The organism is Microcoleus sp. B3-D7 (assembly GCF_036705305.1).
Classification (GTDB): domain Bacteria; phylum Cyanobacteriota; class Cyanobacteriia; order Cyanobacteriales; family Microcoleaceae; genus Microcoleus.
The window spans coordinates 1-24,223 of sequence record NZ_JAUBUE010000019.1 but is presented as its reverse complement, the minus strand read 5'-3'; the positions used below and the strand labels follow the sequence as shown (position 1 = coordinate 24,223).

Here is a 24,223-nt window from a genome sequence, read left to right as displayed (position 1 = left end):
GATCGCCGTTAGAGAACTTCGCCTGACGCACCCTACAAGTCGTGTGGTGTGACGGTTGCGTCCAGGACTATTAAAGTCACGCACCTTACTGAATTAAATTAAATCTGGTACCTCAGGTTTGATTCGGCGCTCGTACCAGTTCATTAGCGGGGTGGAACTAATGCCGTGCAAAACCACAGAAAGTACGATGGTTGTAAAGGTAATCCAGGCAATCTTTTCGGCGGTTTCGCCTTTCAAACCTTTACCCAAAGCATAGGTAAGATAATAGATAGAACCGACACCACGAATGCCGAACCAACCGTAAAGCCAGCGGTTGGCGGGATGCAAAGGACTGCCGATCGTACTAATCCAAGCTCCCACAGGCCGGATTAAAAAAATTAACAATCCAGCTACTAAGAGGGAGTAACCTCCATAGGCCAACATAGGTTCTAGGCGTAAAAGTGAACCTAATAGTAAAATAGTTGCTACTTCCATTAACTTTTCTATGCGCTCGGTAAAGTGCAGTTGGGAAAGCGGCTTTTCGGGGTTTCTGTAACTCCCCTGCACCACAATTCCTGCTACAAAAACTGCGAGAAATCCGTAGCCATTGACTACTTCTGTGAGGGAATATGTGAGCAGAATTGTGCTGAGAGCAATGAAATCTTCCATTAATTGATCGGCCGGTCGATAGTGTTGGAGTTGGCGATCGATCCAGGTGACGGCTTTAGCTACTAAAATTCCCATAACGATACCTGCGGCGATCGCCCAAATCAAGTCAACTGCTACCCACTGTGAAAACCACTTCGACCAGTTGTTATCTTTTAGCGAATAAATGCCGAAATAAACAAAGGGAAAAGCTAAAGCATCGTTCAAACCGCCTTCCGATGTTAAACCAAAGCGCAATTCATCGCGATCGTCTAGATGAGCTAACTGAACTTCTGAGGCTAAAACTGGATCGGTGGGAGCGAGAATTGCTCCCAGTAAAATCGCCGGGCCCCAATCTAATTTCACAAACCAATGAGCGATAGCAGCTACTGCAAAAATAGAAATCGGCATTAAAAAACCGATCAGCCGCACTGTGGAATTCCAAGCCCAAAATTGCAGCGGGCGATTCATTTTTAAGCCACAACTGAACAGAGAAACAATAACTACAAATTCTGTAAGTCTTTCTAAAAATTCAGCTTCGGGACGCAAGTCAATCAGCTTGATGCCGTAGGGCCCTAATCCGATACCGACAATGAGATAAATTAAGGCATAAGATACAGGCAATCGCGAAATCCAGCCGGAACCCAAGGTAACGGTAAGCAGGAGGATGCCAATAACTAGCAACTTGAGAATGTAATCATCCACCATAGCGATCGCACTTTTTATCAGGTTCAACAAGGGCGATTTTCACACGTAAAAGCTTCTGGCGCATCCGTCGTCCGCTAGATTGAGTTCTCCTCCGAAAGTTGCAGTTTTTATGCCAAATGACCAACCATTCACAACTACTGACTGCTGACTGCTGGCTACTGACTAATGACTAATGACTACTGACTACTGACTACTGACTACTAACTTTTTTCGGTAGCGATGATGTGCAAATCTACGTGTTTGAGCGATCGCACTAACTGTTGAGTCAAAGAACCCCGCAGCAGCAATTTCCAGCGGGATTGCTGGCTTTCGCCGATCACAATTTGAGTAATGCGATACTGTTTAGCTACCTCGGAAATCGCTTTGGCTATATTATTGCCGTTTACCCGCAAAAATTGCCCCTTAAATTCTTGACAAAGTTTCTCACAAGTTTCAACGTGCAAGCTTTCTGCTTTTGTTAAAAATCGGTCTGGATCGTTGACAAACACAGCATAAAATGGGGCATTCATATAGCTAGCAATCCTCGCGCCCCGCCGCAGCAGTTGCAAAGAATTCGGATAAGTCGAGATGCACACTAAAACTCGTTCGTGAATGTTGCAAGATTGACCTTTTAAAGTTGCTGCATCGTCTTCCACATTGTCTGCGACTTCTCGCAGGGCGAGTTCTCGCAAAGCGATTAAATGGCGGCGCTGGAAAAAGTTTTCTAAAGATTGTTCAATTTTTTCGGGAGCATAAATTTTGCCTTCTAGCAACCTTTCTTCTAAAGTTTCCGGCGTGACATCGACAACGACTATTTCGTCAGCATCTTCGAGGACGCGATCGGGCACTCGCTCTCGCACTACAACTCCGGTAATGCGAGCTACTAAATCGTTGAGACTTTCTATGTGTTGAATGTTGAGGGTGGAGAAAACATCAATCCCAGCCTTGAGAATTTCTTCGACATCTTGATATCGTTTTTCTCGCAGAGAACCGGGAATGTTTGTATGAGCTAGTTCGTCTATCAAGGCTAATTGGGGGCGGCGTGCTATGACAGCTTCAGTATCCATTTCGGTGAGAATTTTTTCGCCGCGCAGCATTTGTTTTTTAGACACTATTTCTAGTCCCTCGCCTTTAGCTGCTGTCTCTTTTCGCCCGTGAGTTTCTAACAGTCCAATTACCACATCAATGCCTTCAGATTTCAGCCTGTGCCCTTCTTCTAGCATTCGGAAAGTTTTGCCGACACCGGGGGCCATGCCGATAAATATTTTGTGCTTTCCCCGGCGGAGGGTGCGATCGTAAGTGCGGTTCGGTTGGGCGTAAACCGCGTCTGGATTGTTTGTAAGTTCGCTAGAGTGAATCATAGCTGAGTAGTGGGTAGTTAGTCAATTTCGAGTCATCAGTCAGTTTATGACCGATGACTGCCGACTATTGTAAACTATTGTAAACCGTCGAGAGCCAAATTCAGTTTGAGGACGTTAACTCCCGGTTCGCCGAAAATGCCGAGAAATCTGCCATCTGTATTTTTGGCTACCAACATTTCTACTTGATTGAGATTGAGCGATCGCACCGTTGCTATCCGCTGAATTTGCGCCCTAGCTGCCTCTACGCTAAGGTGCGGATCGAGGCCAGAACCAGAGGTGTAGACTAAATCTGCAGTCGGTTGGATACCAGCTTTTTTGAGGCGATCTAATTCAAATTGCACCCCCTGAAAACCCTCTTTCTCATTACCTCGTTTCAGCAAATCCGAGTTACTGGGGGCCAGGTTGCTAGCTCCCGAAATGCCTGTTTTTTGAGTTAAATTTTCTGCGTTTGTGGGAGCGTAATTTTCTGTCGCAAAGCTGCTGTAATTTGTCGTGCTGGGGCGGCTCCAAAAATATCTTTCTGAGGAGAAAGGTTGGCCAATTAATGACGAGCCCACTATAACTCCTTGCTGGGTAATTAAGCTGCCGTTTGCCTGGGAGTTGAAGGCAATTTGACCGATTACTAGCAAGATTAAAGGGTAAATAATGGCTGTGATTCCCCATAAAACCAGGGTAACGCGAATGGCTCTAATTATTTCTCTCATAAATTACATGGCTCGGTTATTTGCTAAGGGTTAATTATTGACTAAAATCTTTCCGGCTGAAAGATGACTACAAACAGGTAAATAGAAAGGGCGATAATCACCAAACCCAGGAGACTTAAACCCCAGACAGCTTTTCGGGTCAAATCTTCACCCGCAGCCGCGTAAACAGCGGGGGCAATTATAGCATTGAAACACATTACCAGAAATAGCTGCACCGGGATTGGGTGGCGCTGCCAAAGCATTTGCCATAACTCAATAATTTCTTGGAAATCTCTGGGAAAAATATCATTCAGCAAATCATTCCGTTTCATAAATTCTCCTTATTTTGGAAATAAATCTCTGTCTTTCTATTGGAGGATTTTTTGTGGAAAATCGAGGTAGAGCCTCTGGAACTGCGTTCCTCGGCAGAGCCGGGGAACGAGATTAATCCCTGTATCCGTGTCAAAATCCGTATCGTGCTTTCCCGATCTATGCTAGCCCAACGGCGGTAATCAAAACATCAATAACTTTGATGGCGATAAACGGGGCAACTGCTCCGCCCAATCCGTAGATTAAAATATTCCGCTGCAAAAGTTGATTGGCGCTCAAAGGTCTAAACTTTACGCCAGTTAATGCTAGTGGAATCAAAGCGGGAATAATCAAAGCATTGTAAATTAATGCCGACAAAACTGCCGATTGACCGCTGGCTAAACCCATGATGTTTAAAGCGCCAACAGGGGCAAATATTGCCGGAATAATTGCAAAATATTTTGCAATATCGTTCGCTAGCGAAAACGTAGTCAGGGCGCCGCGAGTAATCAGCAATTGTTTGCCAATTGTCACTAAGTCAATTAGTTTGGTGGGGTCGGAATCTAAGTCCACCATGTTCGCTGCTTCCTTGGCTGCTTGGGTTCCAGAATTCATCGCGAGTCCTACGTTTGCCTGGGCTAGTGCGGGTGCGTCGTTGGTTCCGTCTCCAGTCATTGCGACTAATTTGCCTTCGGCTTGTTGTTTGCGAATTACGTCGATTTTGTCCTCGGGAGTTGCTTCGGCAATGAAGTCGTCAACGCCTGCTTCATCGGCAATTACTGATGCTGTAATTCGGTTATCTCCGGTGAGCATAATGGTACGAATTCCCATTTTTCGCAGTTGGTCAAACCGATCGCGAATTCCCGGTTTGATGACATCTTTTAAATAGATAATGCCGTAGGTGTCGCTGCCTTGACAAACAGCTAAGGGTGTGCCTCCCAAGCGGGAAACTCGCTCGTAAGCTTCATCGAGATCCGGCCCGAAATTGCCACCGCGCGATCGCACAAAACCCTTCACCGCGTCCACCGCACCCTTGCGAACCTCCGTCCCATCGGGCAAATCCGTGCCAGACATCCGCGTTTTTGCGGAAAAATCAAGCCCCGTGGCGTTGGTGCGATCGAAATCCACCTGTGCGCCCAAATTCTGAGCCAAACGGACGATCGACTTTCCCTCTGGAGTATCGTCAAACAGGCTAGCAGCAAGGGCTACAGTCGCAACCTCTTCCAGCGAGTGACCGTTTACCGGAATGAACTCCTCGGCTAAACGGTTCCCCAGCGTGATCGTCCCCGTTTTGTCCAAAATCAGCGTATTCACGTCGCCGCAAGCCTCCACAGCGCGTCCAGAGGTCGCTATCACGTTAAACTGAGCGACGCGATCCATTCCCGCAATGCCGATCGCGCTCAGCAAACCGCCGATCGTCGTCGGGATCAGCGCCACCAGCAGCGAAATCAGCGTAACCACGCCCACGGGAGTTTTCACGTAATTGCCGATCGGCCCAATCGTCGAAACCACAATCAAGAACACCAGCGTCAGCACCGCCAGCAGCACCGTCAGCGCGATCTCGTTGGGCGTTTTCGACCTTTCGGCCCCCTCCACCAGCGCGATCATCCTGTCCAAAAACCCTTTACCCGGGTCGGCCATTACCCGCAGCGTCAGTTCATCAGAGAGGATGCGCGTACCGCCGGTGACGGAACTGGCGATGTCCGAACCCGGTTCCTTGAGCACCGGCGCGGATTCGCCAGTGATCGCAGATTCATCCACCGACGCGACGCCTGCAATTACTTCGCCGTCGGAAGGAATGACATCGCCTGCGATCACTTTAATTTGGTCGCCGCGTCTCAGGGAGGTCGAACTAACTTCTTGAATTGAACCGTCTGGTAAGAGTTTGCGGGCTGTTGTGTCGGCTTTGGTCGATCGCAGCGCATCTGCTTGCGCTTTGCCACGCCCTTCTGCTACCGCTTCAGCAAAATTAGCAAATACTAAAGTGAAGAACAAAATAAACGTGACTAAAGCGTTAAAAACTCTCTGATTTTCGCCGGCAACCGGGCCAAACAACGTCGGATCGATCGTTAAAAGTGCAGTCACAATTGTGCCTACCCACACCACAAACATCACCGGATTTTTTAGCATCACCCGCGGGTTTAGCTTGACAAAAGCTTCTTTAAAAGCTCTTTGATAAAGGCCTTTTGTATTTGCTTTCGGCGTGTGCTTGCGAGACTCGCGAGAGCCTCTAGCAGGTTTTTTTGGGGAATCAGGAGTATTGGAAGAAGCCATATCGATTGGGAATTTTTAATGAACCACAGAGAACACAGAGAAAGAGAAGAGTGAGGTTGATAACTTTTTGCTACCGAGGTGGAGGAGTTGGTGTTGCTAAAGGTGTTGTGGGTGTAGTTATCGATGCAGGTTCAAACTTGCCGCTGCTAATTTCATATCCTTCGGCAATTGGCCCTAAAGCTAGGACTGGGAAAAATGTCAGCGCGCCCAGAATTATGATTACTCCTGCGGTTACACTGGTGAACAAAACTGAATCGGTTCTGAGAGTGCCCGTTGTTTCGGGAACCAGTTGTTTGTTCGTCATGCTGTCAGCTAAAAGCAGCAGGGCAATAATTGGAACGTAGCGCCCCAAAAGGAGGCTAAAACAGGTGCTTAAATTCCACCACAGTCCTGTCGGTGCGGGTTGAGAGTCCGCCAATCCTTCTAAGCCAGAACCGTTGTTAGCCGCCGCCGAAGCGTATTCGTACATTACCTGGGAAATGCCGTGAAATCCCGGGTTGCTGATGCCGCTCAAACTGTCGGTAAAGGCGAGGGTAATTGCACCGGGGATTAAAACTGCGATCGGGTGAATTAACAAAACAACGCTGGCTAAAACAATTTCCCGTTTTTCAATTTTACGTCCCAAAAATTCCGGCGTTCTCCCCACCATCAATCCGGTGAGAAATACGCTCAAAATTGAGTAAATAAACAAGTAAGCCGTTCCCGTTCCTTGTCCGCCCCAAACGATTTGCAGAAACAAATTAAACAGAGTAGCAAAACCACCGGGAGGCATTAAAGAATCGTGCATCCCGTTGACAGCGCCGCACATTGTCCCAGTCGTAGTAACAGCCCACAGTGCAGTCTCGGCCCAGCCAAATCTAACTTCTTTGCCTTCTAAATTTGGTTGTTGCGCGCCCAGTAAATTATTAATTTGAGGGTTGCCGCCGTACTCGCCAAACGCTGCAATGCCAATCAAGACAACGTAGATGGCAAACACCATCCAAAAAATCAGCCATCCCTGCTTTTTGTTGTTGGCAAATCTGCCGTATGTGTGAATCATAGCTGTTGGTATAGAAACCATTGCTAGCGTTTCCAACAGGTTGGTAAAAGGGTTGGGATTTTCAAAAGGGTGAGCCGAGTTCATGGCAAAAAATCCGCCGCCATTTTCTCCGAGTTGTTTAATACTTTCCAAGTGAGCTACTGGGCCGCGAGCAATTACTTGGGTGCCACCTTCTAAGGTACGGGCAACTGCCGGCCCTGCGAGGGTCTCCGGCACTCCTGAAATTAGCAACAGTAAGCCAATTATTAAAGAAAGAGGTAGCAGAATCCTGGTGATTGATTGAATTAAATCGATGTAAAAGTTGCCCAGCGGGCGACCAGTCAATCCCCGAATAAAGGCAATCCCTACCGCTAAACCGGTAGCGGCTGAGGTAAACATTAAAAAACCCAGAGTTAACTGGGATAAGTAACTGAAGGTTGTCTCGCCGGAATAATGCTGTTGGTCGGTATTTGTGAGGAATGAAATAGTTGTGTGGAGCGCAGTATCCCAGGTTGGGGTACTTAGGCTAGTGGGATTTAAAGGCAGCACTCCCTGAAGTATGAAAATAAAAAAAACAAATATGCCCATTGCTGCATTGCTGTAGAGTAAAGAGCGGGCATATTGCCAACCAGTCATGGAATCTACAGACCGGATGTTGCTGGCTTTATAGATGAGTTGTTCTAGGGGTTTAATAGCGGGATCGAGAATGGTTTTTTCTCCCATGTACACCCGCGCCATGTATTTGCCGAAGACAGGCGCGATTGCTATTAAAATGATTAGGGTTAATGCGATTTGAAGTAATCCTTGCTGCATAACTGAGCCAATTTTTTATCGTTGGATAAAGGGGTTTTGCCGATCGCCAAATGGCTTCGGTGGGAGGTTCCAAAAACCGGGCGAGCTTTTTTTGCAGCTCACTTTCAGTTTGGGGGCGATCGCCCCAATGCTGCTAAGATGCAATCTCCCCAGCCAGAGGGATTAACGCCATCATCGGGTTTTTGTTGGCGAGAATTCCTTGTTTTTATTTGGCTAATCCCATGCTTTGACAGCGATCGAGCAATTGTATAGCATTTAAGGGTGCGCCACCATAACTCTTGTTAACTTGGATGAAACTGAAGTCGCTTTGATTAGACAAAGTTCATCTGTCACTTCTGTAAGCCCAAAAATGCTATCTACTTTTACTGATTACTATACTCACTCTTAGAAAATTGGATAATCAGCTTTCAGGTATAAATTGCTGTTTGCACATTAAGCTTATTTGCTCTATATTTATCAGAATATATAAATATTTAAATCGGGTTAACTGTCTATACTTCGAGATATATATGTTCGCTAAACGCGAGGCTTTTGCGCGAGAATAGGTGAAAAAAATCCAAAAAAATAACTATGCTAAGGTAGTAGGTAACAAGGAGTAGGTAGAAGGGAGTAGATAGAAGGAAAAAAACTGTGAATATCAAATATAAAATGGATTGATTGAGGATGTTTAAAAGTTTATCGGCTCTCCCAAAAAACCTGGCTATTCAAGAGAAGTATTTGCGGGGGAGGTGGTCGATCGCAATTTTATTTGCGATTGTTGCAATGCTGGAATTTACTACGCCGTCGGAGTATCTGTTTGGGTATTTCTACACGGGGCCAATTTTACTGGCAAATTCGCGCTTGAGTCGGTTGGGTAAGTTGCAAATTACGCTGCTATCGGCAGCTTTGACGCTGTTAAATTTGTTTGTTCCTCATGGAGAAGCGATCGCCCTAGCCACTGTCGCAAATAGATTGATCGCAGTCATGGCTTTAGGGGTGACGGGATATTTGAGCGATCGCAACCACCAGTACCAAGAAGCGATCGCGATCGCTAAAGCTGAGTTGCAGTCGCAGCAGCAGCTAGCAAGCATCCGAGAAGATTTTGTCTCTACTTTGAGTCACGACTTAAAAACGCCGATGCTGGGGGCGATCGAAACAATTAAAGCTTTTCAGTCAGCAAAATTTGGGAATGTCACCGCCAGTCAGCAAAAAGTTCTCGAAACAATGGCGCGATCGCACAAAATGTCACTACAATTAGTAGAAACGCTGCTAGATGTTTACCGCAACGATGCCGAAGGTTTAAAACTGCAACTTGCGCCCGTAAATTTAGTAGCTTTGGCCGAAGAAGTAATCGCAACTCTCACCCATTTATCTGCGGCGCGCCGGGTTTACATTAGTATGAGTTACGGAGACTCAGATTTCCGTCGCTCTTTGTGGGTAAATGGCGATGCGGTGCAACTCCAGCGCGTTTTTGTGAATTTGCTAACAAACGGCATCAACCATTCTCCTCGCGGTGGCAAAGTAGAAATAATCATGGAATCTTATTCGAGTTATCAGGTGGTGAAAGTTATCGATAGCGGGTTGGGAATTACCGCCGATGAACTGCCCCACTTGTTTGAGCGTTTTTATCAAGGACACAGCGATCGCCAAGCCAAAGGATCGGGATTGGGGTTATACTTATCTCGCCAAATTATTGACGCCCACGGCGGTATAATTTGGGCAGAAAATAAATTGCCTCTAGGCGCTTTGTTTGGATTCCGACTCCCTGCTATCCCAGAGAAATGAAACCAGTTTATCCCTTGCGAATTCTCTTAGTTGAAGACGACGAACTGTTTCGGTTGGGACTGCAAACGCGGTTGCAGCAAGAAAGTTGCTTACAAGTAATTGCCGAGGCCGAAGATGGCGAAACGGCAGTAGAATTGACTCAGGAACACTTGCCCGATGTGGTGGTTCTCGATGTCGGTTTGCCTGGAATTGGGGGCATTGAAGCGTGCCGCCAAATTAAACAGCGGCATTCAGCAATTCCAGTTTTGATTTTAACATCTCATTCGCAAAAATCTTTAATTGAAAGATTGATGGCAGCGGGTGCTCAGGGATATTGCCTTAAGGGAATTGCGGCGGAAACTTTGGTTTTGGCAATTCGATCGGTGGCGGCGGGTGCTTCGTGGTGGGATCAGGTCGCGACTGCGGAAATTCGGGCGGTTTTTGCTAATCCCGAACCTGTGAAAAAAGGGTTGAAATCGGAATTTTTAGAGAATCCGCTGACGAAGCGAGAACAGGAAATATTAGCTTTAGTTGCGGGGGGAAAAAGCAATCAGGAAATTGCTCAAATATTGTACATTGCTCCGGGTACAGTGCGAGTTCACGTGCACGCCATTTTGCAAAAATTAGAAGTGCGCGATCGCACTCAAGCAGCAGTGTTCGCAATTCAGAAAGGATTGGTTGCTGAAGAACTTTTGGCTATCGAACCCTAGAACAGCGAGTTTTGTACTGGAATTGTCGGTTTTTGAAATGAATTACTTGCTTAACTCGCCTCTACAAGATGAATCCGTTGCAGCTTCACAAAAAATTACTATTATTCACCCTTGATGCTGACATTTTACCGATGACACTTCATATATAAATTTGCTAACGTAAATACACCTTAATTTCCGTACCTTCATCTACCTTCAGGTGTATTATGCCAGACTATATAAGTTTAGTCCCCACCGCGATCGCCTTTCTCGACTCTGCTCTTCCCGATGGCGAAACTCTCCGCAACGGCATCGAATTGGGCACAGAAGTTATTACCCTGGATGGGGCGCGGGATGGACTAGAACAAATAACGGCCGCGCTAGCGAGTCGCAGCAATATAAAAAGCATTCATATCATCTCCCACGGCAGCCCCGCGAGTTTGCAGCTAGGCGCGATCGATCTAAACTTAATAAATTTAAAAAGTTATGCTAAACAATTGCAGCGTTGGTCGCGATCGCTGGCAGACAGTGGAGAGATTTTGCTTTACGGATGCGAGGTAGCGGCGGGGGAGAAGGGCGCTAACTTTGTGCAGCAACTGAGTCAGCTAACCAAGGCAAAAATTGCTGCTTCTAGATCGCCGATCGGCAGTTCCGCAATAATCCAAGCTTTTGCTTGACACTGCTCAGCAATCCAGATATTATTTTAGTAACAAAAATGACCTCCACAAGCAACTGTACGGGCCATAATCTCAGTGTAATTACGCAAATCAAATTTAACAGTGAAAAAACAGCGGCAGTAGTTGGCAGCTAATACATAATCATTTCAAATTTAGGTGCATCTAGATGGGACAGATAATTATTAACGAATTCCGCCGCAACGGGCAATTCCTGGGGAATGAGTATGTTGAACTGCTGTTGACCGAAGATCTAACAATAGCTCAACTTCAAAGTTTTTTTGTAGGCGATTCAAGCGGTGACACAGCACAGAAATTTTCTGCTTATCAGTTCAGGAACATGGAGAGTATTTCTCCTGTATTCAAGGCAGGAACAATAATTGCGATCGGCGGTTCAGATGTCATTCCTACTAATGATATTACCTACAACCCCGTTGCCGGCGGCAATAATGCTGATTGGAACATTCAATTGCTGATAAATAACGGTGCTGGCGGTACTTATCTCAATAATGTCTTATTCGGAACTAACCCTTTCGGCGGGGATTTTGCAGCGTCAGATATTGTTTGGGTAGATACTAGCAGTGAGGGAATTACTTCTGTTGATTCCCTCGCCTGGCCGACGACTGGGTTAGGGGTATTTGGGAGTGCAGCTAAGGTGCAAATTCCAGCACCACCCAACGGGGGTATTGTCGAGTTTTCCAGCGCTATTGGCGGGGTGAACAAAACAGCTAATTATGCTGTAAATAATCCGGGTTCGTTGGGTTTGCCCAACGGCGGAATTAACACTATTTATATTAACAGCCTCCGCAACCCGCAGGTTAACATCGCTCCGACTTTTGCAACTCCTAATGTTAATCCGCCGATCGCAATTAATGAAGATATACCCAGCGCAGATAACACAGGCTTTAGTATTTTTAACCTCACTAGCGAGTTAGGAAGTGACGCTAATGGCGATCCTTTGGGTGTCGCAGTCACTGCAGCAGACAATACTAACGGCAATTGGCAATTTTCAACTAACGGCAATACTTGGACAAATTTCGGCACAGTGTCTGAAAGTTCAGCAACCATGATCGGTCAGACTCCTCTTTATAATGGCTTACTTGGTAACACTCCCACTGCTCAAAATTGGCTGTCTTTGACTAACTTAAATCTTCTTTCTCCTGCCACTAAAGCTTCAGAAATATTTAGCGGTAAGGGAGTTAATTTAAACAGCACTGCGGACAATAGAATTTATGCTGGCTATACAAAAAATCCTTTAAATCCGTCATTTCCCCCGCTCGATCGCACTACGGGCTTTAGCTTATCTTTTAATCTCCAAATTATCTCGGAATCCCGCACTAATCAAAATCGGGCGGGTTTTAGCATTGTTGCCGTTACTAGCGATCGCAAAGCCATTGAAATTGGTTTCCAGCGCCTATCTGCAACTTCGGGCAATATCTTTGCACAAGGCGACGGCATTACTCCCAACCCAAGCGGACAAACCAACGGCTTATTTCTTGCAGCAGAGAATTTTGGTTATAACACCAATATTGCTACTAACTACACTCTCAGAGTTGAAGGTGACAATTACTTTCTTTCCGATGGCAGCGATATCATACTAGCCGGCCCGCTGCGCGATTATTCAGGATTTAGCGGCTTGATAGATCCTTACGAAACTCCTAATTTTCTATTCCTCGGTGACGACACAACCTCGGCGCAAGCTAACATCAACCTGACGCGGGTATCCCTGCAAACGCCTGCGAGAGTCCGCTTTGTACCCAACCCAGACTATTACAGTACCCCTGGAAGCGAACCAACAATTACTTTTCGGGCGTGGGATGGAAGTAACGGAGTGGGTAACGGTACTGCGGGCGTTAATGCTTCAGTTACTGGGGGAACAACGCCGTTTAGCACTAATAGTTTAACAAGTTCGATCGCAGTTAATCCAGTCAACGATCCACCTTCGTTTGTCAAAGGGGTCGATCCCATCGCCAGCCACAACGCAGGCCCGCAAACAGTCCCTGGATGGGCTACAGCCATTTCCCCAGGCCCCGCCAACGAGTCGGCTCAAACTGTTAGTTTTCAAGTAGTGGGTAATGACAATACTGCTTTATTCAGCGTACCACCGGCGATCGACTCTTTAGGACAACTGACTTTTACGCCGGCGGGGGGTGCAACTGGCGCTGCCAATATCACTCTAAACCTCAGAGACAATGGCGGTATAGCTAACGGTGGCGTCGATACTTCGGCAAACCAGACATTTGTGATTAACATCACAAATAATCCACCATTCGCAGTAATTGACAATTACAAGACCCTGCACGGTAAAGTCCTGAATGTGCCTGTTGTTGAGGGAGTTTTAGCCAACGACATCGACTCGGACGGTGATGTATTGACGGCAACTAAAGTCACAAATCCCAACAATGGCACTCTCGGATTTAATAATGATGGTTCGTTTACTTATACTCCCAATCCTGGATTTTTTGGTCCCGATAGTTTTACTTACACTGTCAGCGATGGGGCTTTTACTTCACCAGCCATTTTAGCAAATATTAATGTCACAAATAATCCACCGTTCGCAGTAATTGACAATTACAAGACCCTGCATGGTAAAGTCCTGAATGTGCCTGTTGTTGAGGGAGTTTTAGCCAACGACATCGACTCGGACGGTGATGTATTGACGGCAACTAAAGTCACTAATCCCAACAATGGCACTCTCGGGTTTAATAACGATGGTTCGTTTACTTATACTCCCAATCCTGGATTTTTTGGTTCCGATAGTTTTACTTACACTGTCAGCGATGGGGCTTTTACTTCACCAGCCATTTTAGCAAATATTAATGTCACAAATAATCCACCGTTCGCAGTAATTGACAATTACAAGACCCTGCACGGTAAAGTCCTGAATGTGCCTGTTGTTGAGGGAGTTTTAGCCAACGACATCGACTCGGACGGTGATGTATTGACGGCAACTAAAGTCACAAATCCCAACAATGGCACTCTCGGATTTAATAATGATGGTTCGTTTACTTATACTCCCAATCCTGGATTTTTTGGTGCCGATAGTTTTACTTACACTGTCAGCGATGGGGCTTTTACTTCACCAGCCATTTTAGCAAATATTAATGTCAATCTTCCCGGTAGATTTAACTTCAGCAACGCCAACTACAGCGCCAATGAAAACGGTCAGTTTGCCACAATTACCGTTACTCGCACTGATGCTACTAATGTGGCTGCTGCTGTCAGTTACAGTACGAGTAATGGAACAGCTAATGCTGGCAATGACTATAACCAAACATCGGGAACGTTAAATTTTGGCATTGGCGAAACTGCTCAAGCTTTCACGATTCCCATTGTTGATGATTCAGAGATAGAAGAGGATGAAACTGTTAACTTAACTCTGAACAATCCCACTAATGGAGCAGATTTAGGAGCGATTTATAGTGCTATTTTGACTATTGTAGATACAACTCCGACTCCGACGCCAATTCCTGCGGAAACTCCAATTTCGACACCGACGCCAATTCCGACGCCGACGCCTGCGGAAACTCCAATTCCCACACCGACGCCAATTCCGACGCCTGCGGAAACTCCAATTCCCACACCGACGCCAATTCCCACACCGACGCCAATTCCTGCGGAAACTCCAATTCCGACGCCGACGCCTGCGGAAACTCCAATTCCCACACCGACGCCAATTCCTGCGGAGACTCCAATTCCCACACCGACGCCAATTCCTGCGGAAACTCCGACGCCTGCGGAAACTCCGACACCAATCCCGACGCCGACGCCAATTCCTGCGGAAACTCCAATTCCGACGCCGACGCCAATTCCTACGGAAACTCCAATTCCGACGCCGACTCCTGCTGAAATTCCAATTCCCACACCGACGCCAATTCCTGCGGAAACTCCAATTCCCACACCGACGCCAATTCCTGCGGAAACTCCAATTCCGACGCCAATTCCTGCGGAAACTCCAATTCCGACGCCAATTCCTGCGAAAACTCCGACGCCTGCGGAAACTCCGACACCAATTCCGACGCCAATTCCGATATCTGCGGAAACTCCAATTCCGACGGCTAAACCTGGGCAAACGCCGATCGCCAATCAGAATTCGATTGCCCCAACCACATCTCCAACAACCGAAACCCCCACACCTGCGCTAATTCCTGCAGCTTCGGAAGACTGTATGTGCGATCGAATCACTTTACCCGATCGCACTTCCATTGCCGGCCCGAATATCCCTGAAAATATCCTCAACGGTACTGACGGTAAAGATACTCTAACCGGCAGCGATATTAATGACATCATCAACGGTTTCAACGGCAGCGACTGGCTAAATGGTTTTGTCGGCAGCGACAATATTTACGGTGGCCTTGCTAGCCCAGTTACTGTTGGCGCGGATGCAGACAGCGACACCATATTTGGCAACGAAAATAACGACTATCTCCTCGGCCACGCTGGGAATGACATTATTTATGGGGGTAAAGATCATGATGTGGCGATCGCAGGCAAAGATAATGACGTAGTTTGGGGCGACAAAGGCAACGATACCCTACTTGGCGATGAAGGTAATGACAGTTTATTTGGCGACACTTCTGAGGCGCCTGACGGTGACTTGACAGGAAAAGATTTGCTTTTTGGCAATAACGGCAACGACGTTTTGTACGGACAAGAAAGCGAAGATACTCTAAGTGGCGGCGAAGACAATGATACCTTACACGGCGGCAAAGATAACGATATAATTTGCGGCGATTCTGGCAATGATTTGCTTTTTGGAGATTTGGGAAATGACACCATCTGCGGTGGCGATGGCGAGGATACGATTTTCGGAGATATTGACAATATCGCTACGGAAGCTAGCAGTCAACAAGATTATTTGTGCGGTGGCAGCGGCAATGATTTAATTTTTGGTAATCAAGATGCCGATCAATTGTGTGGCGGTGACGGTAGCGATACTCTGTACGGCGGTAAGGGTGATGATACTTTTATTGGGGGAATTGGCGACGACTGGTTGATGGGAGACTTCGGAAACGATACGCTGCAAGGGGGAAGCGGGCGCGATTACTTTTTCTTGACTGCGGGAGAAGGCCAGGATGTAATCGCTGATTTTACGCAAGGTGAAGATTTATTAATTTTAATGGGAGGGTTAACGGTCGATCGACTCAGCATACTTCAAGAAAACACTACAACTTTTATCAAAATTGCCAATACCGATCAAATCTTAGCTAGCCTCAAGGGCGTGCCAGCTAATCTGATCACTCAACAGGATTTTACAGTAACCGGGCTACCTGGTTTGCAGATAATATCGAATCCGGTTGTATCACAATGATCGCTAATATCATGTCCGATCGATTAACTATAATATCATGGTCGGGGTGGGTTGGTGAGATTGTCAATTATTGGCAGGTATTGTTGGTGAGGGGAACCCCTAAAAAAATCGCGATCGCTCGACCGGATATGATATGAGACACTACTTAAATCTTTCGTATAGCGTCAGCAAATAGTCATATCGCATTGATTTATCCTCTCTAAAATTAATCTAGCCTGCCTTCAGAAGGTAGGCTAGGGCGATCGGGAGGAGTATAGAGTCAAACACAATATTGGTACTAGACTTGGGGTTAAGTTGAAACTGTAGGGTGCGTACTTCGCACCCTACAGTCTCTCATTTCCAGGCTCGGCTTTGTATTTAAACCGGAACCAGAGTCGGTTCCAAAGTTGCCACTAATTTGAGATTGTACTCATATTCAAAACACGGCTTTTTATAATCCAAACTCCACAATTCTAGAGCGCAATTGTCTTCGGGATTGAGCGGTTGTAGGCGCAAGTGAAACTCTCTAACTTCCGGGCGATATTCGCATTTAAAATCAGAAATTGCGCCTATTTGCCGCCTATCTAAAGCCACAGCTAACCGCAGAAAAGGATGCAATTTATTGACGAATTCTCGGTATTTTTTCGGAAGAGTAATAAAGTTTTCGTGCTTCTTTTTGGGAGGATTTTTCCGGTGATAGCGAGCCAAATTGGCAATTACTTCAATCTCTGTTTCAGTGTAGCCCAATAACTCACCATTGCGAATTAAATAGTAAGAATGCTTGTGGTGCGCTGAATGACTGACGTACAAACCGCAGTTGTGCAGAATTGCGGCAGCCCACAGCAACTCGCGTTCTTCACTTCCCCAGTTGTGTAGAATTCCTTGAGTTTGGTCGAAGAAGTTGAGAGTAAATGCTGCGGTTCTTTCGCTTTGTTCTAAATTGACTTGATATTTCTCAGCCATGTGGTGAATGCTGCGCTGGCGGATTGAACCTTGATAGCGTAAGCGGTTTTCAATTAAACCGTGCGCCAGCATCCAGTCAACAATTACGCCTTCTCTCAGAGATCGATCGCAAACAGTCAGCGATTCAATTCCTAATAGTATCATAGCTTCCTGCAAAATCAAAGCGCCTGCCAGAATAATTTCCGCCCGCTTGTCCGACATTCCCGGAATTGCCAACCTTTCGGCATAAGAAAGTTTGCGAAAGCGATTGACTAAATCGCGCAAATCTTTTAAACTTAACTGATATCCGGCTAGGGGACTCGGCACTGTTCCCCACTTTTCGCGAGCATTAATTGCCGCTAGAGTTTCGATGGTTCCAGCAGTGCCAATCAAGCGCAAAGGTTCGCCCTCATGGAATTGAGATCGCAATTCGTCGATCGGTCTTTCTAGCGAAATCCGAATATAAGCTTGCAAATAAGCAAACTCCTCCCTGCTAATCGGGTCAGTTTTGACAAATTGTCCTGTTAAGCGAACAGCACCAATTTTTGTACTGGTGAGACACCGAGGCTCAGAACTGTCTCCTAAAATCAACTCCGTAGAACCGCCCCCAATATCAATAATCACCTGCGACTGATTGTTAAACTCCATACCAGAAAGAACGCCGAGATAAATTCTCCGCGCTTCTTCCTGACCGGAAATTAAACTAACATTCAGGTCTAATTCTTCAGCAACTTGTTTGAGAAAATCCCGCCCGTTAGGGGCTTCCCGAACTGCACTCGTAGCCACAGCGATAATTTGTTCGGCATTGAAAGTTTTAGCAATATCTTGAAAGCGGCGCAGAGTGGCGATCGCCCTTTCCATAACCTCGGACTTCAAACACCCTGTCTTAACCTCACAATCGCCCAACCGAACCGTATCTTTTTCTCTAGCAATAATCGTAAACGCGGGTAATTTCGGATCGATGCGCGCCACCACCATGTGAAATGAGTTAGTACCCATATCAATAGCAGCAATAATGCGATTTGACTCCGCAGAAGCAAGTGAATTAACCATTGGAGTATCGGGGTTGACAGATATTTATGATTATTTCACGAATTCAGTGAGGCATTCTATTAAATCAGCAAAAATCTGGAACTGCTGACTGGCCCCGACTTTCACCTGTTTTAAATTTCGGCAGAAGTACGATCGCCAGCAGAGATAGTAAGTGATTGTGCCTAAAATTTGATAAAATTTATAGTTAAAAATCTCAAATCTACAATCGAAATGCTTACAGAGCCCGATCGCCAACCCGAATCCACATTGCTAACCGTCGTGAGGCTTTTGAGATGGGACAAGCCAGCAGGAAGGCTCATTTTAATGATTCCAGCCCTCTGGGCCGTCTTTTTAGCAGCAGACGGGAGGCCGCCCGCAGCATTGGTGGGCGTGATTGTGTTGGGTACCTTAGCCACGAGTGCGGCGGGATGCGTCATCAACGACTTGTGGGATCGCGATATCGATCCCGAAGTAGAAAGAACGCGATCGCGGCCGCTAGCATCCCGCGCCCTCACAGTGCAAACTGGAATAGGAGTTGCATTAATTTCCTTTGCTTGCGCGGCGATTCTCGCTTTTTATCTCAATCCTTTAAGCTTCTGGCTATGCGTCGCCGCCGTACCAGTAATTATCTGCTATCCGCTGGCCAAAAGATTCTTTCCAGTGCCGCAATTAGTGTTATCAATTGCCTGGGGTTTTGCAGTTTTAATTAGTTGGAGCGCCGCCGTTGACGAATTAGAATTAGCAACTTGGCTTCTGTGGGGTGCAGTCGTGTTTTGGACGATGGGATTTGATACAGTTTATGCGATGAGTGATCGGGAAGACGATTTGCGTTTGGGGGTTAATTCCAGCGCGATATTTTTTGGGGATAATGCTGCTAATGCTGTGGGTTTTTTCTTTGTTGGTACGGTCGGTTTGTTAGCAGCAATGGGAATTAATCTGCACTTGCACATTGGTTTTTGGATGGCAATTAGTGCGGCGGCTATTTTGTGGTTTTTGCAGTACAGTCAACTGAAGAAGGCGGATCTTCCTAAGCTTGTTTACGGTCAAATTTTTCGCCAAAATGTTTGGGTGGGGTTTGTCATATTGGCGGGGATGATTGTTGGGGAGATTTTTTAGTTTTTTGTAGGGCTTTTCCTGCAGGAAACGGGTATGAAACTCCAATGATTGAATTTTGACAGAAGAACTTCCCATTGATTTAAGCCTCAAAGCCTGTGTCTCTCTGCTTTGTATCGAAGTCTCCAACGGCTGCACATCCGCGAAAAAAGGGGGACGAGCGATCGTTTATTCCCCCTTTTTCACGATTATTATACAGAAATATACTGAGTTCAATATACTTAGTTATCAATCCAATTAAATTAAATTTTTTACATAAATTAATGATGTCCAGGCGTCTAAAAACTGATATTTTTTTGTTACACAAAATTATACTCAATTATAATAAATATTGCTGAATAAAAATAAATACAAACCGATTGTGACAGGTGAGGCTGTGGCATCTGGCTAAGAAAGATCTAGATCCGTTTCTCAGCGAGATTCAGAAGAGTTCTCGCTCTTTCAAAAATGCGATATATCCACCCCAAAACTATGAAAAAAATCATCATTGGCATCATGGGCCCCGGCGATAGTGCCACATCAACTGACTTAGAAAACGCCTATCAACTCGGACAACTCATCGCCGAAGCAGGATGGATATTGCTAACTGGCGGTAGAAATGTCGGCGTCATGGATGCCGCCAACAAAGGAGCAAAATCAGCTAACGGTTTAACAGTCGGCATCCTTCCGGGAAATGACACTCGCGGCCTTTCTGAAGCTGTAGATATTGCCATTGTCACCGATATGGGAAACGCCAGAAATAACATTAACGTTCTTTCTTCAGATGTAATAATTGCCTGCGGTATGGGGACGGGCACAGCTTCGGAAATTGCCCTCGCCCTCAAAGCTAACAAACAAGTTATATTGTTAAATCACAGCGCGGAAAGTCAAATTTTTTTTAAAGGTTTAGCACAATTTAACATCTTTGTGGTAAACACTGCTGTAGAGGCTATGAATCAAGCTCGCGAAATCCTAGTAAATTCAAGATGAAATCCAAGATGAGACTAAGTAAATTCAACTTTTGTGCGATCGGCATTTTTCTGACTTTGGGGATTTTCGTCACTACCAAAGCAGACGGAAGAATTGCACAGTTCAGTTTCAGCAATAAATCCACTCAAAAATTAGCACAAACCCTCCCTCCTCCTCCCCCTTTCGCACAGCCTTTTACCGAACAAGAAGCGCCACCTATTCGCAGCGAATCCGTGCCGGATCAAATAGCTTTAGCAACCCATTTGCAGACAATCAAAGCTAGAATGTACGGTGCTTACTGGTGTCCTCACTGTCACACTCAACAAGAACTTTTCGGCAAAGAAGCATTTACCGCCATTACTTACATTGAGTGCGATCCCAGAGGCAAAGATGCTCAACCAGATTTGTGCAAAGCTGCCAATATTAAAGCTTATCCCACTTGGGAAATTCGGGGGAAATATTACACGGGCCGGCAATCTTTGGAAAAACTTGCTATTTTATCCGGTTATAAAGGCAGCAGCAATTTTCAGCCACAACTTCCCTCTCCTTAAAAAGATATAACTGGCAAGGCAAACATTCTCAGTTACAGCACCGAAATTCACCTAATGGGACTTAGACATTTTCAGGCCCCTCTAGAAGCTTAAAACCTCTGGTTCGCACTCGCAAAGGAAAGAGGTCGATGACTTAACAATGCCTGAAACCCCTGTAAATACTAGATTTATGCCTATTCCATCAGAAAGTCTCGATTTAATCCATCTAGGTTTGAAGCCATTTTCGCCTCAATTTTTGTCTAAGTCCCTCTAAATCAAATGATTTCTGATTTTCGTCGTTTTAGATCGATCGCAAATCATCGATGTATGAATCTAAAAAAAAATATCTGTAACTGGCAATTAAGATAAATTATTCAGTATAAAAGCTTCCCGATTTACCTGTAACAGTAATTTTTAATCGCTCAGGCTTTATTGTCTGCGATCGCATCTATCATAACTATCATGCGGTCGCTAATCATATCAAACAGCATCACAAAACGTGGCGCTCGACTCATTGCAAGTTTTAATTATTTAGCATAAAATTTAGTAGGGTGAAATCAACCGTGAGATATAAAGTTTATCGCTAAAAAATAAAAAATCCATTGATCGAGTTGCAAGCGCGATAAAATATTCAAAAACTCGATTTTTGAGTAGCCAGCTAATCTTTAATAGCGTAGGATCATAGGAATTTGAACATGAAACAGAATTTACTTAGCGTAGCTTTAACTGCGATCGCCCTCATAGGGCTGCCCAGTTGCAGTACGACGACCAGCAGTGCCACCACCACAACAGCGCCCACGACTGCGGCAACGCAAACCCAAACCTCGATCAAAGTTGGGGGGTCAAGCAGCACGTTGGGTGTGATTAAGGTGCTGCAAACCAACTACGAAGCTACCGCAAAAAACGTCAAAATTACCCAGCTAGAACCGGGGCAGTCTGAAAATATAATTGATGGGATTAAACAGACATTAGTCGATCTAGGTGTAATCTCGAAAAAATTAAAGCCCGAAGAAAATGATGGCACTTTAGAGTCTCGCGAGGTGGTTCATGATGCCCTTTTAGTTGCCACTCATCCCAGCGTCACAGGGGTGAAAAACCTCACGACTGAAAACCTCAAAGGTATTTATAGTGGCAGCATCACCAACTGGAAGGAACTCGGAGGAACCGATGCTAAAATTGTACTGCTCGATCGCCCAGAAGATGAATCTGCCAAGCGACTCTTGCGGGAATATTACCTAGGAGCAGATTTAAAGAATTCATTAGAAGCAATCGTATTTCGGAAAGAAGGGGAATTGATCGACGCAATTCAAAGCACTCCTTACAGCATCGGTACCTTTTCCCTGGCTCACGCCATTTCCGAAAAACTACCTGTCAACCGCCTCAGCCTCAACGGGGTTGAACCAACACGAGAAAATGTCAAAGCGGGCAAGTATCCGATGGTTCGGACAATTTCAATTCTGTGGCACAAAAAACCTTCAGAGGCTACCCAAGCGCTAATTAAATACATCTCTAGTCCGCCCGGAATCAACGCGATGGAGGAGTCTGGCTTTATTTCCGTGAGCCAATCCGCCAAGAATTAAGAGCTATGGCCATCCAGTCCAGATACGCGCGGTTACCCGTTTCCGTCAAGTTGTTATCACCTCTGTTGTTGGCATTTCTGAGTCTATGGACTGTCGGAACCTTGGGTTTTGGTTATTTTGCTAGAAACAACTTAGAACAAATGGGGCGAAGGGAGATCGTGGATCTGGCTAGTATGCTGCAGGAAACTCTAAAGCAAAGGCAAGAATCACTCCGTGTGAAAGCCCGTTCGGTGAGTGAAAATAATGATGTCATCACAGCAGTAATAAAGGGCGATCGCCCTTTATTACTGCGGACAGTATTACCAATCCAAGCGGGTTTTAAACTGGATTTGATCAGAATAGTTGACACTGATGGTCAAGTCTTAGTGTCTTCACAGTTGGGAGCAATAAGACAGGCGAGATTGCAGGATGGCTCTGTGAACCGTGCCGCCCGAACCGGACTAGAGTTACCGGGAGTTCTCCTGGCAGAAAACTGGGCTCCGGCTTCCATGATTGGGTTAATATCAATCAAATCATCTCAAAAGATCCTAGCTGGTTTGGTTGCGGGATTAGCCATGGACGACACAGCGCTCCAGTCGCTTCGCGGCGACACATCCATACATTTGGTGGCTTTTGACGACGAGAAGGTAACGGCTGCTACTTTGCCACTTAACCGCGATCAGTCTTGGCAATTTCCCCAGCCAGACGGGTTGCCCACTAAGATCGGGATTGCTGGTGAATCATACCTGATCAAAACAATCAAGCTACAAGGTTTCGATGGGGCAACTCTCAAAATTGCTGTACTGCATTCTGCCAAGGAAATCGAGCAAGCACAACAGCGGTTGTGGTTTGTGGTGGGTAGCTTTGGGCTATTGGGAAGTGTCCTGATCGCAGTTGTGACGATCGGAGGTTTCCGTCTGACCCAAACTCTGAGCCATCGCATTCAAAGACTGACTAAGGCAACCCAGGAATTGGCCAGAGGCAATTTAGCCATTGCTATTCCGGTTGATAGTCAGGATGAAGTGCGGCTTTTAGCTCAGGGATTTAAGAGTATGGCAGAGCAACTTATAGCTCGCGATCAGCAACTGAACCAACAGGTGCAACAACTAGAGAGTACCCTTGAAGAACTGCACCGCACCCAGAGTCAGATGGTGCATAACGAAAAAATGTCGGCACTGGGACAAATGGTGGCGGGGATAGCGCACGAAATCAACAACCCGGTCAGCTTTATCTACGGCAACCTGTCTCATCTCAACGATCACATCCATGACTTACTGCGATTACTAGATGCCTATCAACAGCACTATCCCAACCCGTCCCCATCACTTCAAGATGACCTAGACGATGTGGATCTAAACTACTTAAAAGAGGATCTCGCTAAGATTCTTAAGTCGATGAAAATTGGCACCGGTCGCATTCGGGACATTGTGGTTTCGTTGCGTAGCTTTTCTCGTCTGGATCACTCGGAATTCAAGGCTGTCGATATCCATGAAGGCATTGATAACACCTTGATGATTTTAGAACATCGCCTTCAAGCCCAGCCAGAACGCCCAACCATTGAAGTAGTCAGACAATATGGCGAGTTACCGTTGGTAGAATGCTATGCAGGTCAACTTAACCCTCTTTTGTCACTCTACGCAGAGGAAAAGTTGCCATAAGGGATATTGAGGTTTTGAAAAATTGAACGAGTTAAATTATTGACAAGCATTTGAAGCTTAAAAAAGCCCTCGGATAACTTAGGAACAGTAAAAACTTGTAGCCAAGGTTTAATAAAATTAAATAGTACAAATGGTTGAAGTATTAAACGGAGGTTGTTAACCCTCTTTTGTCACTCTCGTGGTAGTATAAGGAGTGACCCACCCCAAAAGCATTGCCAGTCCTATGGTAGAGCCTCGTAAACCAGTACCCACAGTCAAATTTATAGATGAATACTG

Annotated in this window: 17 protein-coding genes and 1 pseudogene; 10 read left to right on the top strand and 8 right to left on the bottom strand. The window is 45.8% G+C overall.

Going from position 1 to position 24,223, the window contains the following annotated elements:
• Positions 1-93 precede the first annotated feature (93 nt).
• The 6 genes from QUB25_RS14950 to kdpA form a co-directional block, all read right to left on the bottom strand.
• Positions 94-1,362: a sodium:proton antiporter gene (locus QUB25_RS14950; RefSeq protein ID WP_333064717.1), complete on the bottom strand. Its 1,269-nt coding sequence runs from the start codon at positions 1,360-1,362 to the stop codon at positions 94-96.
• A 170-nt stretch (positions 1,363-1,532) separates the two neighbouring features.
• The gene (locus QUB25_RS14945; protein WP_333041457.1) at positions 1,533-2,672 is read right to left on the bottom strand and encodes a universal stress protein; all 1,140 of its coding nucleotides are present in this window, start codon (positions 2,670-2,672) and stop codon (positions 1,533-1,535) included.
• A gap of 74 nt (positions 2,673-2,746) precedes the next feature.
• Positions 2,747-3,376, bottom strand: a complete 630-nt coding sequence (kdpC, locus tag QUB25_RS14940) for a K(+)-transporting ATPase subunit C (RefSeq protein ID WP_333183924.1) — start codon at positions 3,374-3,376, stop codon at positions 2,747-2,749.
• Between the two features lie 41 nt (positions 3,377-3,417).
• Positions 3,418-3,687 (bottom strand): K(+)-transporting ATPase subunit F, encoded by a 270-nt coding sequence (kdpF, locus tag QUB25_RS14935; protein ID WP_333183923.1) that lies wholly within the window; start codon positions 3,685-3,687, stop codon positions 3,418-3,420.
• Between the two features lie 157 nt (positions 3,688-3,844).
• Complete coding sequence (kdpB, locus tag QUB25_RS14930; protein ID WP_333183922.1) at positions 3,845-5,938, bottom strand: potassium-transporting ATPase subunit KdpB; 2,094 nt, start codon at positions 5,936-5,938, stop codon at positions 3,845-3,847.
• Positions 5,939-6,008: 70 nt separating this feature from the next.
• Positions 6,009-7,769: a potassium-transporting ATPase subunit KdpA gene (gene kdpA, locus QUB25_RS14925; RefSeq protein WP_333183921.1), complete on the bottom strand. Its 1,761-nt coding sequence runs from the start codon at positions 7,767-7,769 to the stop codon at positions 6,009-6,011.
• 21 nt (positions 7,770-7,790) lie between these two features.
• On the opposite strand from kdpA, the gene QUB25_RS14920 reads away from it, so the two are divergent.
• The 5 genes from QUB25_RS14920 to QUB25_RS14900 all read left to right on the top strand — a co-directional run bounded on the left by QUB25_RS14920 (position 7,791) and on the right by QUB25_RS14900 (position 16,186).
• Entirely contained in the window at positions 7,791-8,021 is a 231-nt protein-coding gene (locus QUB25_RS14920) for a hypothetical protein (RefSeq protein ID WP_333041452.1), read from the top strand.
• 411 nt (positions 8,022-8,432) lie between these two features.
• The gene (locus QUB25_RS14915) at positions 8,433-9,533 is read left to right on the top strand and encodes a HAMP domain-containing sensor histidine kinase (protein WP_333183920.1); all 1,101 of its coding nucleotides are present in this window, start codon (positions 8,433-8,435) and stop codon (positions 9,531-9,533) included.
• Positions 9,530-10,222 (top strand): response regulator transcription factor, encoded by a 693-nt coding sequence (locus QUB25_RS14910; protein ID WP_333183919.1) that lies wholly within the window; start codon positions 9,530-9,532, stop codon positions 10,220-10,222. The genes QUB25_RS14915 and QUB25_RS14910 overlap by 4 nt, the downstream gene beginning before the upstream one ends.
• Positions 10,223-10,428: 206 nt before the next feature.
• Complete coding sequence (locus QUB25_RS14905; RefSeq protein ID WP_333183918.1) at positions 10,429-10,878, top strand: DUF4347 domain-containing protein; 450 nt, start codon at positions 10,429-10,431, stop codon at positions 10,876-10,878.
• Positions 10,879-11,044: 166 nt separating this feature from the next.
• Positions 11,045-16,186 (top strand): Ig-like domain-containing protein, encoded by a 5,142-nt coding sequence (locus QUB25_RS14900; RefSeq protein ID WP_333183917.1) that lies wholly within the window; start codon positions 11,045-11,047, stop codon positions 16,184-16,186.
• 357 nt (positions 16,187-16,543) lie between these two features.
• Here QUB25_RS14900 and QUB25_RS14895 read toward each other — a convergent pair whose 3' ends face one another.
• Positions 16,544-18,160 (bottom strand): Ppx/GppA phosphatase family protein, encoded by a 1,617-nt coding sequence (locus tag QUB25_RS14895; RefSeq protein WP_333183916.1) that lies wholly within the window; start codon positions 18,158-18,160, stop codon positions 16,544-16,546.
• A gap of 210 nt (positions 18,161-18,370) precedes the next feature.
• On the opposite strand from QUB25_RS14895, the gene QUB25_RS14890 reads away from it, so the two are divergent.
• From QUB25_RS14890 to QUB25_RS14870, 5 genes are all read left to right on the top strand, one after another.
• Positions 18,371-19,255: a 4-hydroxybenzoate solanesyltransferase gene (locus tag QUB25_RS14890; protein ID WP_333183915.1), complete on the top strand. Its 885-nt coding sequence runs from the start codon at positions 18,371-18,373 to the stop codon at positions 19,253-19,255.
• Positions 19,256-19,723: 468 nt separating this feature from the next.
• A complete protein-coding gene (locus tag QUB25_RS14885) occupies positions 19,724-20,221 on the top strand; it encodes a TIGR00725 family protein (RefSeq protein ID WP_333183914.1) in 498 nt (165 codons plus the stop codon).
• Between the two features lie 8 nt (positions 20,222-20,229).
• Positions 20,230-20,751: a hypothetical protein gene (locus tag QUB25_RS14880; protein ID WP_333183913.1), complete on the top strand. Its 522-nt coding sequence runs from the start codon at positions 20,230-20,232 to the stop codon at positions 20,749-20,751.
• 674 nt (positions 20,752-21,425) lie between these two features.
• Positions 21,426-22,310: a substrate-binding domain-containing protein gene (locus QUB25_RS14875; protein WP_333183912.1), complete on the top strand. Its 885-nt coding sequence runs from the start codon at positions 21,426-21,428 to the stop codon at positions 22,308-22,310.
• Positions 22,311-22,315: 5 nt separating this feature from the next.
• Positions 22,316-23,947, top strand: a complete 1,632-nt coding sequence (locus tag QUB25_RS14870; RefSeq protein WP_333183911.1) for a HAMP domain-containing protein — start codon at positions 22,316-22,318, stop codon at positions 23,945-23,947.
• Here QUB25_RS14870 and QUB25_RS14865 read toward each other — a convergent pair.
• A pseudogene (locus QUB25_RS14865) lies at positions 23,923-24,108 on the bottom strand (IS701 family transposase); the annotation flags it as partial. The gene QUB25_RS14870 and the pseudogene QUB25_RS14865 sit on opposite strands and share 25 nt — an antisense overlap.
• Positions 24,109-24,223 lie beyond the last annotated feature (115 nt).